General features: G+C 62.9%; 9 protein-coding genes. 6 read left to right on the forward strand and 3 right to left on the reverse strand.

Annotated elements, in window-relative coordinates; genetic code table 11:
- Positions 1-2: 2 nt before the first annotated feature.
- Both C266_RS17390 and C266_RS17395 read right to left on the reverse strand, forming a co-directional pair.
- Positions 3-1,691 (reverse strand): Na+/H+ antiporter, encoded by a 1,689-nt coding sequence (locus C266_RS17390; protein WP_010805060.1) that lies wholly within the window; start codon positions 1,689-1,691, stop codon positions 3-5.
- 52 nt (positions 1,692-1,743) lie between these two features.
- On the reverse strand, positions 1,744-5,739 hold the full coding sequence (locus tag C266_RS17395) for an FAD/FMN-binding oxidoreductase (protein WP_010805059.1): 3,996 nt from the start codon (positions 5,737-5,739) through the stop codon (positions 1,744-1,746).
- A 587-nt stretch (positions 5,740-6,326) separates the two neighbouring features.
- Between C266_RS17395 and C266_RS17400 the strand changes: the two genes are divergently transcribed.
- Together C266_RS17400 and C266_RS17405 are read left to right on the forward strand one after the other, a co-directional pair.
- Positions 6,327-6,785 carry a (2Fe-2S)-binding protein gene (locus tag C266_RS17400; RefSeq protein WP_010805058.1) on the forward strand — a complete coding sequence of 153 codons (459 nt, stop codon included), beginning with the start codon at positions 6,327-6,329 and terminating at the stop codon, positions 6,783-6,785.
- Positions 6,786-6,803: 18 nt separating this feature from the next.
- On the forward strand, positions 6,804-9,026 hold the full coding sequence (locus tag C266_RS17405; RefSeq protein ID WP_010805057.1) for a xanthine dehydrogenase family protein molybdopterin-binding subunit: 2,223 nt from the start codon (positions 6,804-6,806) through the stop codon (positions 9,024-9,026).
- Between the two features lie 185 nt (positions 9,027-9,211).
- Here the strand turns inward: C266_RS17405 and C266_RS17410 are convergent, their stop codons facing one another.
- Positions 9,212-9,829, reverse strand: coding sequence for a YqaA family protein (locus tag C266_RS17410; RefSeq protein WP_010805056.1), 618 nt, complete (start codon positions 9,827-9,829; stop codon positions 9,212-9,214).
- A gap of 141 nt (positions 9,830-9,970) precedes the next feature.
- Here C266_RS17410 and C266_RS17415 point away from each other — a divergent pair, with 141 nt between their 5' ends.
- The 4 genes from C266_RS17415 to queF all read left to right on the forward strand — a co-directional run bounded on the left by C266_RS17415 (position 9,971) and on the right by queF (position 14,045).
- Positions 9,971-10,591: an NTP transferase domain-containing protein gene (locus C266_RS17415; protein WP_010805055.1), complete on the forward strand. Its 621-nt coding sequence runs from the start codon at positions 9,971-9,973 to the stop codon at positions 10,589-10,591.
- A 120-nt stretch (positions 10,592-10,711) separates the two neighbouring features.
- On the forward strand, positions 10,712-12,241 hold the full coding sequence (ilvA, locus tag C266_RS17420; protein ID WP_010805054.1) for a threonine ammonia-lyase, biosynthetic: 1,530 nt from the start codon (positions 10,712-10,714) through the stop codon (positions 12,239-12,241).
- A 57-nt stretch (positions 12,242-12,298) separates the two neighbouring features.
- Positions 12,299-13,231 carry a 5'-nucleotidase gene (locus C266_RS17425; RefSeq protein ID WP_010805053.1) on the forward strand — a complete coding sequence of 311 codons (933 nt, stop codon included), beginning with the start codon at positions 12,299-12,301 and terminating at the stop codon, positions 13,229-13,231.
- Positions 13,218-14,045: an NADPH-dependent 7-cyano-7-deazaguanine reductase QueF gene (gene queF, locus C266_RS17430; protein WP_010805052.1), complete on the forward strand. Its 828-nt coding sequence runs from the start codon at positions 13,218-13,220 to the stop codon at positions 14,043-14,045. Before C266_RS17425 ends, queF begins: the two co-directional genes overlap by 14 nt.
- Positions 14,046-14,081 lie beyond the last annotated feature (36 nt).

Raw genomic sequence — 14,081 nt, forward strand, 5'->3', positions numbered from 1 at the left:
CGTCAGCGTTTTCTGCTCTTCTTGCGCTTGCCAGTGGCTGGGTCAACCGGTCCGAGCGCGAGTTCGGCGAAATCGATTTCGCTGAGCAACTCGCGCAACGTCTCGTCGTTGATTCGATGGGTAATGCGCAAACGCGACAGCTCCACGCGCTCGGCTTGCAGCGACGCCGCCCGCAACCGGCGTTCGACTTCGACCTCGCGCACCGCACGCGCGCGCATTTCGTCGGTGGCGCTCGACACGTTGAGCGTGCGGCGATAGCGTCCCATGACCCGCGCGGCGGCTTCGGCACAAACGGCGGTATCGAGTTCGTCGCCCGACTTGGCGATCACTTTCTGCAACGATTCGATGGCCCGGATGGCGGCCTCCGAGGCCGCGAGTCGCGCTTCGCTCAATTCGCGATTGCGCATGTCTTCCGCAGGCCAGCGCACGCCCCGCAGCAAGATCGGCAAACCGACACTGCCCCCGATCAGCGAAAGCAGGATCACGCCGGCGGCCAGAAAGATCAGCAGATCGCGTCCTGGGAACGGCGCCCCGCCGGGCAATGCCAGCGGCACCGAGAGTGCACCGGCCAACGTCACCGCGCCGCGCACGCCCGAGAGGGCCGTCACGCTGGTAAAGCGCATGCCGGGCTTCATCGTGATTTCACCGCGCCGCATGCCGAGGAAATACATCGCCCGCCACGCCACCCACACCCAGCAGAAGCGCAGCACGATGAGAACCGCCGAAATCGCGCCGACGTAGAACATCAGTTCGCCCAGATTCGTGAGCGTACCCCACAGAGGCTCGCCTGGGCGCAGCGCAGCGCGCACGATATCCGGCAATTGCAGCCCGAGCAGCACGAACACGGCGCCGTTGAACACGAACTCGAGCATCGACCACACGCCGTTACCGAGAATGCGCGTCGCTGTGCGAGAGTTGAGCAGGTCGGTCGAGCTGACCGCCATGCCGGCGGCCACGGCCGCGAGAATGCCGGAAAAACCGAAGTGTTCGGCCAGCAAATAGGCGGCGAACGGTAGCAGCAGCAGAAGCAGCACGACAGTGGCGGGCTCTTCCGTGGACGCGTGCATCACCCGGCGGTGGAATTGCGTGAAGAGCCACGTCACGGCCCAGCCGGCGAGCAGTCCGCCCAGCGCGATGACGAAAAAAGAGAACGTCGCGCTGCCGATGGAGAAGAGTCCCGTGGTAGCGGCAACGAGTGCGAACTTGAAGACGACGAGGCCCGACGCGTCGTTCATCATCGCCTCGCCTTCGAGCACGTGCATCAGCCGCGTGGGCATGCGCATGCGTCCGGTGAGCGCGGAGACAGCCACGGCGTCGGTCGGCGAGAGCACGCCGCCGAGCGCGAACGCCACGGCGAGCGGAATCGACGGAATCATCCAGTGGATGAAATAACCCACACCGAGCACGGTGAAGATCACCAGGCCCAGCGCCATGGCGACGATCGGCACGCGCAGATGCCAGAACTCGCGTTTGGGCATGCGCCAGCCGTCGGCGAAAAGCAACGGCGGGATGAACAGCAGGAAGAAAATCTCGGGATCCAGATCGATGTGCAGCCCCGCGCCCGGATAGGCGAGCGCGGCGCCCACGGCGATCTGCACGAGCGGTACCGGCAGGAATCGCATGAAGCTGACCAGCACGCCGGTCAGCGCCACCACGAACAGCAGGATGAGTGCTGTGTAGACTACTTCCATGCCACCTCCGTGGCCCGTCGGTCAAGCATCGGCCGCGTCCCCAGGAGGTGCATCAGACCAGCACGCGTTCGATACCGCCGTTGTTTGCATCCTTGACGTAATCCACCAGCCATTCTTCGCCCAGTACATGCTTGGCGATCTCGACGACGATGTAGTCGGCCGTGACGTTAGCGTCTTCGTTATAGCGCGACAGACCTTGCAGGCACGACGGACAGCTCGTGAGGATCTTGACATCGCCGACCTTGCCATCTGCACGCAGCTTCGCGGCCCCCTTGCGCATTTCCTCTTCCTTGCGGAAGCGGATCTGCGTCGAGATGTCGGGGCGCGTGACCGCCAGCGTACCCGATTCGCCGCAGCAGCGATCGTTCTTCTCGATCTTGTAGCCGTCGCTCTCGCTGCCCATCAACTGGTTCACGAGCTTGACCGGGTCCATCGTCTTGATCGGCGTGTGGCAGGGGTCGTGATACATGTAGCGCGTGCCGTTCACGCCTGCGAGCTTCACGTCCTTCTCGAGCAGGTATTCATGGATATCGATGATGCGGCAGCCCGGGAAGATCTTCTCGAATTCATAGCCCGCGAGTTGATCGTAGCAAGTGCCGCACGACACGACCACCGTCTTGATGTCGAGGTAGTTCAGCGTGTTCGCCATACGGTGGAACAACACGCGATTGTCCGTCACGATCTTCTCGGCCTTATCGCCCTGCCCCGAGCCGCGCTGCGGATAACCGCAGCACAGATAGCCCGGCGGCAGCACCGTCTGCACGCCCACATGCCAGAGCATGGCTTGCGTGGCCAGTCCGACTTGCGAGAACAGACGCTCCGAGCCGCAACCGGGGAAGTAGAACACCGCTTCCGAATCCACCGTGGTGGTCTTCGGATTGCGGATGATCGGCACCACCTTGTTGTCTTCGATGTCGAGCAGTGCGCGCGCCGTCTTCTTCGGCAGATTGCCTGGCATCTTCTTGTTCACGAAGTGGATCACCTCCTCGCGCAGGGGCGGCTTGCCGACCGTCGCAGGCGGGTGCGCCGTCTGCTTCTTCGCGATTTTCTTGAAGATGTCCGCGCCGAAACGCTGGGCTTTGTAACCCCAGTCGATCATCACCTTTCGGGTGATGTTGATCGTTTCCGGACGGGTGGCGTTCAGGAAGAACATACCGGCGGCAGCGCCCGGATTGAACTTCTTCTTGCCCATCTTGCGCAGCAGGTTGCGCATGTTCATCGTCACGTCGCCGAAGTCGATCTTCACCGGGCAGGGCGTGACGCACTTGTGGCAAACCGTGCAGTGATCGGCCACATCGTTGAACTCGTCCCAGTGCTTGATCGACACACCGCGGCGCGTCTGTTCCTCGTACAGGAACGCCTCGATGAGCAGCGAAGTTGCGAGAATCTTGTTGCGCGGGCTGTACAGCAGATTCGCGCGCGGCACATGCGTGGCACACACCGGCTTGCACTTGCCGCAGCGCAGGCAGTCCTTCACGCTGTCGGCAATCGCCCCGATGTCCGACTGCTGCATGATGAGCGACTCGTAGCCCATCAGCCCGAAGCTGGGCGTATAGGCATTGCGCAGATCGGCGGGCAGGTCGGGCAGGTCGAGCAGCTTGCCCTTGTTGAAGCGCCCTTCCGGGTCCACGCGTTGCTTGTACGCGCGGAATTCGCCGATCTCTTCTTGCGTCAGGAACTCCAGCTTGGTGATGCCGATGCCGTGTTCGCCCGAGATCACACCGTCGAGCGAGCGCGCGATGCCCATGATGCGAGCCACCGCCTTGTGCGCGTCCTGGAGCATCTCGTAGTTATCCGAGTTCACCGGGATATTCGTGTGCACATTGCCGTCGCCCGCGTGCATATGCAGCGCGACGAACACACGGCCATGCAGCACGCGCTTGTGAATGGCTTGCGCTTCGTCGAGGATCGGCTTGAACTCGCCGCCCGTGAAAATCTGGCGCAGTTCGGCGCGAATTTCCTGCTTCCACGACACGCGGATCGTACGATCTTGCAGCAGATCGATCAGACGTGTTTGCGGCTGCTTGTTCAGCCGGTCGTTCAGCGCCACGTTCATGTCGCGGATGCCGTGACGATTGAGCAGCGGAATCGCCTCGGCCAGCGGCAGTTCGAAGTGATCGCGCAGAAACACCCAACGTGCGCGCACGTCGCGCAGCAGCGTAAGCGCCGTCTGCACGCGATCTTCGAGCAGTTCGGCCGACGGAATTTCGTTCGCGTCGTCGGTCTTGCCCAGCGGCAGATTGCCGGCTTCGAAGAACGTTTCGAGCGCATCGACCAGTTGCAGCTTGTTCTTGAGCGACAGTTCGATGTTGATGCGTTCGATGTGATCCGTGTACTCGCCCATGCGCGGCAGCGGGATCACCACGTCTTCGTTGATCTTGAAGGCGTTGGTGTGGCGCGCGATGGCGGCGGTACGCGAGCGGTCGAGCCAGAACTTCTTGCGGGCTTCGGCCGACACGGCGACGAAGCCTTCGCCGCTCTTGCCGTTGGCCATGCGAATGACTTCCGACGTCGCCTGTGCGACCGCGTTGTCGTCGTCACCGACGATATCGCCGATCAGCACCATCTTCGGGAACGCGTTGCGCTTCGACTTCGTGGCATAGTCCACGGCGCGCAGATAACGTTCGTCCAGATGTTCGAGGCCGGCCAGAATCGCACCGCCCGAGGCCGTCTGGGCGAACATGTAGTCCTTGATTTCGACGATGCTCGGAATGGCTTCCTTCGCCTGGCCGAAGAACTCCAGACAGACCGTGCGCGTGTGCGCTGGCATCTTGTGCAGAATCCAGCGTGCGCTCGTGATCAGCCCGTCGCAGCCTTCCTTCTGAATGCCGGGCAGACCGGCGAGGAACTTGTCCGTGACGTCCTTGCCGAGGCCTTCCTTGCGGAAGCGCTTGCCCTCGATCTCCAGCATTTCCGTCTTGAGCAGCACAGCGCCGGGCGCCTGATTGCCATCGAACCACTTCAATTCGAAGCGAGCGACCGGAATGTCGTGAATCTTGCCGAGATTGTGATCGTGGCGGGTGACTTCAAGCCAGTTGCCTTGCGGGTCGACCATACGCCACCACGCGAGGTTATCGAGCGCCGTGCCCCACAGCACGGCCTTCTTGCCACCGGCGTTCATCGCCACGTTGCCGCCGATGCACGACGCGTCGATCGACGTCGGGTCGACCGCGAACACCAGACCGGCGCGTTCGGCGGCTTCGGCGACACGGCGCGTTACCACACCTGCGCCCGAGAAAATCGTCGGCACCGGCTTGTCGACGCCCGGCAGGACCGAATATTCGACCTCGTCGAGCTGCTCGAGTTTTTCCGTATTGATGACGGCCGAGAACGGCGTGAGCGGAATCGCGCCGCCCGTGTAGCCGGTGCCGCCTCCGCGCGGAATAACCGTCAGTCCGAGTTCGAAGCAGCCCTTCACCAGCGCCGCCATCTCGGCCTCGCTATCCGGTGTGAGCACGACGAACGGGTACTCCACGCGCCAGTCGGTGGCGTCCGTCACATGCGAGACACGCGACAGTCCGTCGAACTTGATGTTGTCGTGAGCGGTCGTGCGGCCGAGCACCTTCTTTGCGCGGCGGCGCAGATCGGCCATCTTGCCAAACTCGGCGGCGAAATCCGCTACGGCGCGGCGAGCGGCCGCTTCCAGTTGCTCCACGCGGGCGGCGCGCTCGCGGCCAGTTGCATCGGCGTGCTCGGCCACATCGGCACGACGACGCTTGTCGATCTCGTTGAGCCGGTGATCGAGGGCGTCGATCAGCAGCTTGCGACGCTTCGGATTGTCGAGCAGGTCGTCTTGCAGATAGGGATTGCGGCGAACCACCCAGATGTCGCCGAGGACTTCATACAGCATGCGGGCCGAGCGGCCGGTACGGCGCTCTGCGCGGAGTTCGTCGAGGATGGCCCAGGCGTCGGCGCCCAGCAGGCGCATGACGATTTCGCGATCCGAAAACGACGTGTAGTTATAGGGAATCTCGCGCAGCCGCGCGGGTTGTGCGGCTACGGCATGCTTTGCGTCGTGCGGCTCGAAGGCAGGCAAGGGTGCGTTCATCTTGTCGGGCTCGTCAGGTGCGGCGGTGCATCCGCCGTCGGCGTTCGTCTCGCGAGACGCGCCGAAAGTCAAAATCGGGTATGCGCTAGGAATGCCGGCGGCAGACGCGACGGATGCGCGCGCGCCGGCAACAGACGATCTGCGGTCAGCGAGATCGACGACTGCCGTGCGAAAACGTCGATGACGAATCGTGTCCGGTCATCGAGCAGAAGCACAGAGGGGTGAGGCAGTTGGTGCGCATGCCCAGATCTTTCTTCCGGCTTGGAAAGTGTTGGTAGGGGAATGTAGTCAGAATTGTACTTCATTGCACCGCAACACGTCGGGGCCGCAGCGAATTCCCCCTTGGTGGCGCGCGATTCCCCTCCGCCCCCCTCCTCCGCCGCGCCCCGGCAGATTCATTGCAGCGTTGATGGTGCGTCCACAACCGCTCGCTCCACGAATCCACCAGGGCGATCGCGCAATCCCCGTATAGCGCTATATCCATTTAAACACAACGACTTACACCACATTTCTGGGCTGAAATTTCCAACGAATGGGAGTATGTTTGGGCGGTCCCTCGATCCATCCACCCGTCAAGAGGTGTCTCTATGGTTACGTTTCAACTGAACGGCCGTCCCGTGCAGGTCGATGTCGACCCTGCCACGCCCTTGCTCTGGACCTTGCGCGATGCGCTCAATATGACCGGCACCAAGTTCGGTTGTGGCATGGCGCTGTGTGGTGCGTGCACCGTGCATCTGGACGGTGCGCCCATCCGGAGCTGCATCACCCCGATTTCCGCCGTCGCGGGCAAAAAAGTCACCACCATTGAAAACGTTGGTGCAGATCCTGTCGGACGCGCCGTGCAGGATGCCTGGGTCAAGCACGACGTGCCCCAGTGCGGTTACTGCCAGAGCGGCCAGATCATGTCTGCCGCTGCGTTGCTGCGCGAGAACAAGCAGCCGAACGACGAGCAGATCGACGCAGCCATGGCTGGCAATATTTGCCGCTGCGGCACCTACGCCCGCATTCGGGCGGCCATCAAAGACGCTGCGGCGTCGCTGGCCTGAGGCGAGGAGAAAATCACCATGCGTGAACTTCGTTTTTCCCAGCGCCCCGGCGTGGCTGTGGGCGACTTCACCGGCCTGACGCGCCGTGCGTTTCTCAAGACGTCGGCGATTGCTGCCGGCGGCCTGATGCTCGAGATGTCGCTGCCCGGCGCGGTGCGCACTGCCAGTGCGCAGGGGGCGGCGGCCACGCCCGTCGTACCGTCGGCGTTCGTACATATTGGCACGGACAATACCGTCACCATCCAGGTCAACCGCCTCGATTTCGGACAGGGGGTACAGACGGCGCTACCCATGCTCGTCGCGGAAGAACTCGATTGCGACTGGTCCAAGGTGCGAAGCGAACTGGCGCCTGCGGCCGATGTCTACAAAGACCCGCTGTTCGGCATCCAGATGACGGGCGGCTCCGGTTCCGTTGCCCACTCGTGGCTTCAGTACCGGCGCATCGGGGCATCTGCGCGCGCCATGCTCATTGCGGCTGCCGCACAGCAATGGAAAGTTCCGGCGGCGCAGTTGCGCACCGAAAACGGCGTCGTGCTGGGTCCGAACGGCCAGCGCGCCACGTACGGCAGCCTCGCCGCGCGTGCACAGACGCTGCCGGTGCCGGCTGACGTCGCCCTCAAAGATCCGTCGGCGTTCCGATTGCTCGGCAAGCCGACGGGCCGGCTCGATGCGCGAGCCAAATCTACCGGCGTGCCGATGTACGGCATGGACTTCAAGCTGCCGAACCTGAAAGTGGCCGTCGTTGCGCGTCCGCCCGTCTTCGGTGCGAAAGTCAAGCGCTTCGACGCCAAAGCGGCGCGTGCGGTCAAGGGTGTGCGCGACGTGCTGGAGATCCCGGACGATCGAGGCGGCACTGCGGTGGCCGTGATAGCCGATGGTTACTGGCAGGCCAAGACTGGCCGTGACGCGCTCAATGCCACATGGGACACCGGTAGCGTAGAGCACGTAGACACCACAGCGCAGTTGGCCAAATTCATAGAGATGGCCAAGACGCCGGGCACGGTCGCCATCGATGGGGACATTTCCAAACTCAAGGGTGCTCCCAAAACGCTCGTGGCGGAGTACAGCTTCCCGTATCTGGCGCATGCGCCGATGGAGCCTTTGAACTGCACCGTGCAGCTCTCCGACAGGGGGGCTGAAGTGTGGACAGGCACGCAATTCCAGACCGTCGATCAGGCGGCCATTGCGCGCACCCTCGACCTGAAGCCTGAGCAGGTCAAGCTGCACACCTTGATGGCGGGTGGTGGATTTGGCCGCCGGGCGGTGCCGACGTCGGACTATGGTGTTGAGGCGGCACAGGTGGCGAAGGCATGGCGGCGCGCGGGGCATCGTGAGCCGGTCAAAGTGATCTGGAGCCGCGAGGACGACATTCGCGGGGGCTACTATCGCCCGATGTACGTGCATCGAGCCGAGATAGGGCTTGACGCCAAGGGCAACGTACTGGCGTGGAATCACACCATCGTGGGCCAATCGATTTTGCAGGGCACGCCGTTTGAAAAGATGATGGTCAAGAACGGGATCGACGGCACCAGTGTGGAGGGTGTGTTGGGAACCCCGTACGCCGTGCCATTGCGTCTGACGTTACACAGTCCGCAGGTCAACGTCCCGGTGTTGTGGTGGCGGTCGGTGGGCAACACACACACGGCGTTCGTCATGGAGACGCTGATAGACGAGTTGGCGAAGAATGCTGGGCAGGATCCGGTGGCGTATCGATATGCGTTGATGGGGGACAAGCATCCGCGTCACCGTGAGGCGTTGGCGTTGGCGGTGGAGCGTTCGGGTTATGGAAAGGCCAAGTTGCCGGCGGGACAAGCGTGGGGCGTGGCGGTCCATGAGTCCTTTGATTCCGTGGTGGCGTACGTGGTGGTGGCTGAGATGCGAAATGGGTCGCCGCGATTGATAAGTGCGACGGCGGGGGTACATTGCAATTTCGCGGTCAATCCGTTGACGGTGGCGGCACAGGTAGAGGGTGCGGCGCTGATGGGATTGGGCACGACGTTACCGGGTGCGGCCATCACGTTAAAGGATGGGGAAGTGGAGCAGAGCAACTTCCATCAGTACATGGTGGCGCGGTTGACGGACATGCCCGCGATCAGTGTGCACGTGGTCAGCTCGGGGGATGCACCGACGGGCATGGGCGAGCCGGGTTTACCGCCGTTAGCGCCGGCGTATGCGAATGCGCTCTTTGGGTTGACGGGTAAGCGGCAGCGAGCGTTGCCGTTCGAAGTAACGCAGGCGTAAGGATGAGAGGGAGGGGGGGGGCAAAGAAAGAGAGATGAAAAGCGGGACTGGGGCCCCTTTCTGCAGCGAGTTGGGTTTATGTCTGAGAGGCGGAAAGGGGCCCCAGTCCCGCTCCCCGGACTTCGGACAGAACTCTGGGGGGGTGGGGTGCGTGGCAGGACGAGGCGGAGGGATACCAATCGTCCTTACCCGACCAGCAAATGCTTGAACGGCGCAAAAAACCCCTGCCAAAAAGACTCGGGCACACGAAGCATGAGGTAAGTAATAGCGATATACCGGAGTGTCTTCCCGATGGCGATATAGAAGAGACAGGTGCGCCAGGAGAGTCGAAGCCATCCTGCGAGGGAGCAGAAGGGGTCGCCGACGATGGGGAGCCAGGAGAGGAGGAGAAGGGGCGGGCCGAAGCGGCGCATCCAGCGGTGATAGCGTTCATTCATTGGCGCTTTGCTGTCGGCGCGTTTGCCGTCGTCGTCAACGCCTACGGTGATGGCAGTCGCAACTCCCCCACTGGCGAGCACGGCAGCGCGAGCATGCGCCCGCCGGCGGGCCTTGAGGCGTACAAAGCCGCGTCGTGCGGCGAAGCCCATCCACCAGTCGAGCATGCCACCGGCGGTGTTGCCCACGCTTGCCACGGCGATGGCGAGCCAGAACATGTGGGGATTGAGGGCCACATACCCGAATAGCGCGGGTTCCGAGCCCATGGGCAGCAGTGTGGCGGACAGAAACGACACCAGAAAAATGGCTGGCAGTCCGATGCCGGGCAGTGCGAGCGCGCCTAGCAGCCAGGTGATGAACGACTCCATGCAACTCCGGAAAAAGCAAAACCGATAGAGAAATAAGGCGAATCCCGCCCCGTGACCGACCGGGCGGTGGGCACATGCGCAATGCGGCGCAAGCACGCGTCGTTTGGCAGAATCAAAAAGTCTGGCGCATAATGCGAGACCATGACCCGACTCCTGACGCCGCCCGTGGCCATTCTACTGGCTGGCGGACTCGGTACCCGCTTCGATGCGGCTGGGCGCCGGAACAAGCTGCTCGCGCCGCTGCCCGGAGATCCCCTGAACCGATCCGTTGCCCTTGCCAGCGCCCATGCGCTGCTGGCGGTATTGCCGCGCGTCATTGCCGTGGTGCGTCCGGATTCGGCCGAGTTGGAGAACGTGCTGTTGCAGGCGGGTTGCGAAGTCGTGATGAGCCGCGCGACCAAGCGCGGCATGGGTGCGACGCTCGCTGCCGGCATCCAGTCCGGCGTTGATGAAGATCCGCCCCCTGGGCTTGAGCATCTCGATGGCTGGCTCGTTGCGCTGGCCGACATGCCGTACATCCACCCGAATACCGTGCGTGCGATCGCCAGCGGGCTCACCTCGCCCGAAGCCGTCGTCGCGCCGAGCTACCAGGGACAACGTGGCCATCCCGTCGCGTTCGGTTCTGCCTTTACCTCGCGTCTGGCCGCCCTCGATGGCGACATTGGCGCGCGCGACCTGTTGATTAGCGAGCACATTACGATCGTCGATGTCGACGACGCCGGAATCGTGCGCGACATCGACACCCCAGACGACCTTCGCTAGGGCGCGCACTCCCCTTTCCCGTTTTTTCCCGAGAGACAAGCGCGACCGCCCCGGCGGACGTGCTGGTCTATCATTGTCCTTTTGTTCCTTGATGTGCCTAACCTGAAGAAGCCTTAAATCATGTCCGACGCAGCTCCCGACTACCTGAAGAAGATCCTGACCGCAAAAGTCTACGACGTCGCTAAAGAAAGCGAACTCGAATTGGCGCGCACGCTATCCATGCGGCTGCACAATCGAATTTATCTCAAGCGCGAAGACAACCAGACGGTGTTCTCCTTCAAGATTCGGGGCGCGTACAACAAGATGGCCAACCTGAGCGAAGCCGAGCGCGAGCGCGGTGTGCTCACCGCGTCGGCCGGCAACCATGCACAGGGTGTGGCGTACTCGGCGGCACGTCTGGGCTGCAAAGCCGTCATCGTCATGCCGATCACCACGCCGCAACTGAAAATCGACGCTGTGAAAACCCACGGCGGGCGCGCCGTCGAAGTCGTGCTTGCGGGCGACTCGTATAGCGACGCGTACGCTCACGCCATGACGTTGCAGGAAGAACGCGGCCTCACCTTCGTGCCGCCGTTCGACGATCCCGACGTCATCGCCGGCCAGGGCACCATCGCCATGGAAATACTGCGCCAGCATCAGGGGCCGCTGCATGCCATCTTCGTGCCCATCGGCGGTGGCGGTCTCGCAGCCGGTATCGCCGCCTATGTCAAAGCGGTGCGCCCCGAGATCAAGATCATCGGTGTGCAATCGGTCGACTCCGATGCCATGGCCCAATCCATCCATGCAGGCGAGCGCGTGTTGCTGGGCGACGTTGGCCTCTTCGCCGACGGCACGGCCGTGAAATACGTCGGCGCGGAAACCTTCCGCCTGTGCCAGGCCTACCTCGATGAAGTCGTGCGCGTGGATACCGACCAGCTCTGCGCCGCGATCAAAGATGTCTTCCAGGACACCCGCAGCGTGCTCGAACCGTCCGGCGCGCTGTCCGTAGCGGGCGCAAAGCTGTACAGCGAGCGCGAAAAGCTCAAAGGCGAAACGCTCGTGGCAGTCACCTCCGGTGCGAACATGAACTTCGACCGCCTGCGCTTCGTAGCAGAGCGTGCCGAAGTCGGCGAGGCGCGTGAAGCCGTGTTCGCCGTCACCATTCCCGAGGCGCGCGGCAGCTTCAAGCGCTTTACCGAAGTGGTGGGCAGCCGCAATGTGACCGAGTTCAACTACCGAATTAGCGAAGCGTCGAGCGCCCACATCTTCGTGGGTATTCAGATGCACAATCGCGACGAAGGCGACCGCATCAAAGCGGGTTTCGAGCGCCACGGCTTCCCCACGCTCGACCTGTCCAACGACGAGTTGTCCAAACAGCACATCCGCTACATGGTCGGTGGCCGCTCGGCGCTCGCCAGCCACGAAGTGCTGTACCGCTTCGAGTTCCCCGAGCGCCCCGGTGCGTTGATGAAATTCCTCTCGGCCATGAGCCCGAACTGGAACATCAGCCTGTTCCATTACCGGAATCAGGGGGCCGACTACAGCAACATCCTCGTGGGTATTCAGGTGCCGGACAACGAGAAAGCCGCGTTCCGCGACTTCCTTGCCACGCTCGGCTATCCTTACTGGGACGAAAGCGATAACCCCGTCTACAAACTGTTCCTCGCGTAAGCCGGAACCGCGTAGACGCCTCCCGCCACCCGATCACGACAGGACCACGCCGCCGCCATGCCGATCTCGCTCGAGAACAAACTCGTCGTCGCGATATCCTCGCGCGCGCTGTTCGACTTCGAAGAAGAGAACCGCGTGTACGAGACCGGTGTGGCGCACGGCGACGACAAGTCCTACATGCGCTATCAGCTCGAACGCCTCGACGTGCCCGCGCGGGTCGGCGTGGCGTTCCCGCTTGTGAAAAAGCTGCTCGCGTTCAACGAAGGCAACGAGATCGACAAGCATCGCGTCGAAGTCGTCGTGCTCTCGCGTAACGACCCCGTGAGCGGCATGCGCGTGTTTCGTTCCGCGCGTCAGGTCGACCTCAAGATCGAGCGCGGCGTGTTCACGCGCGGACGCGATCCGTTCGGGTATCTCAACGCGCTGGGCGCACACCTGTTCCTGTCGGCCAACGAGCGCGACGTGCGCAGTGCACTGGCAGCCGGCTTTCCGGCAGCGCGCGTGTATCCCGATTCAGCCAAGAAAGCGGAGCTTCATCCCGGCGAAATCCGCATCGCCTTCGACGGCGATGCGGTGCTCTTCTCCGACGAAGCCGAGCGGATCTTCCAGAGCAACGGCCTCGACGCGTTCCAGCAACACGAAATCGAACGCGCCGCCACCCCGCTGCCGCCGGGTCCGTTCAAACCGTTGTTGCTGGCACTGCACCGCTTGCAGACGCTTGCGGGTCACGAAGTCCCGGTCAAAATCCGTACCGCACTCGTGACGGCGCGCTCCGCCCCGGCGCACGAACGCGCCATTCGCACGCTGATGGACTGGCAAATCGACATCGATGAGGCGATGTTCCTGGGCGGGCTGGACAAAGGCACATTCCTGCGCGAGTTCGAGCCCGATTTCTTCTTCGACGATCAGACACGCCACTGCGAGTCGGCCGCGCGGGTCAGCCCGACCGGACACGTCATCAGTGGCATTGCAAATCATGACAACGCCTGACCAATCTCCGCTCGGCAAAGAAGTTGCCTACACCGAGCAATACGCGCCGTCCCTGCTCTTTCCGATCGCCCGCGCTCCGGCGCGCGCAGCCATCGGGGTGCCCGACGTCCTGCCGTTTTTCGGCGCGGACATCTGGAACGGATACGAACTCTCATGGCTCAACGAAAAGGGTAAACCGCAGATTGCGCTGCTGACCGCCATCGTACCGGCCGACTCGCCCAACATCGTCGAATCGAAGTCGTTCAAGCTGTATCTCGGCTCGTTCGCACAAACCAAGCTGGCGAATGTCGATGCCGCACGCGCGCTGATTCAGCAAGACCTGTCGGAAGCGGCGGGCGCGGCCGTACAAGTACGCCTCGTCGAGCCGGCCGCCTTCGTCAAACTCGAACTCGATGAACTCGACGGCCTGCTCGTCGACCGTCTCGACATCGAGACCGACGTCTACGCGCCCGATGCCACGTTGCTCAAGGCCGCGCAGGGCGAGCCGCACGTGGACGAAACGCTCGTGTCGAACCTGCTCAAGTCCAACTGCCCGGTGACCGGACAACCCGACTGGGGCAGCCTGCAAATTCGCTACGTCGGGCCGCCGATCGATCAGGAAGGCCTGCTCAAGTACGTGATTTCGTACCGGCGCCATACCGGCTTTCACGAGCAATGCGTGGAAGGCATCTTCATGGACATCCTGCGTCAGTGCAAACCGAGCCAGTTGGCCGTCTACGCCCGCTACACGCGACGCGGCGGACTGGACATCAACCCGTTTCGCACCAACTTCACGCTGCCGATGCCGGACAACGCGCGCACTGCGCGTCAATGACGCGGCCTGAACGGGATCGGAACGCGATCTGAACGC

Origin of the sequence: Pandoraea sp. SD6-2 (assembly GCF_000389825.1) — a bacterium.
In the GTDB taxonomy this organism is placed as follows: Bacteria; Pseudomonadota; Gammaproteobacteria; order Burkholderiales; family Burkholderiaceae; genus Pandoraea; species Pandoraea communis.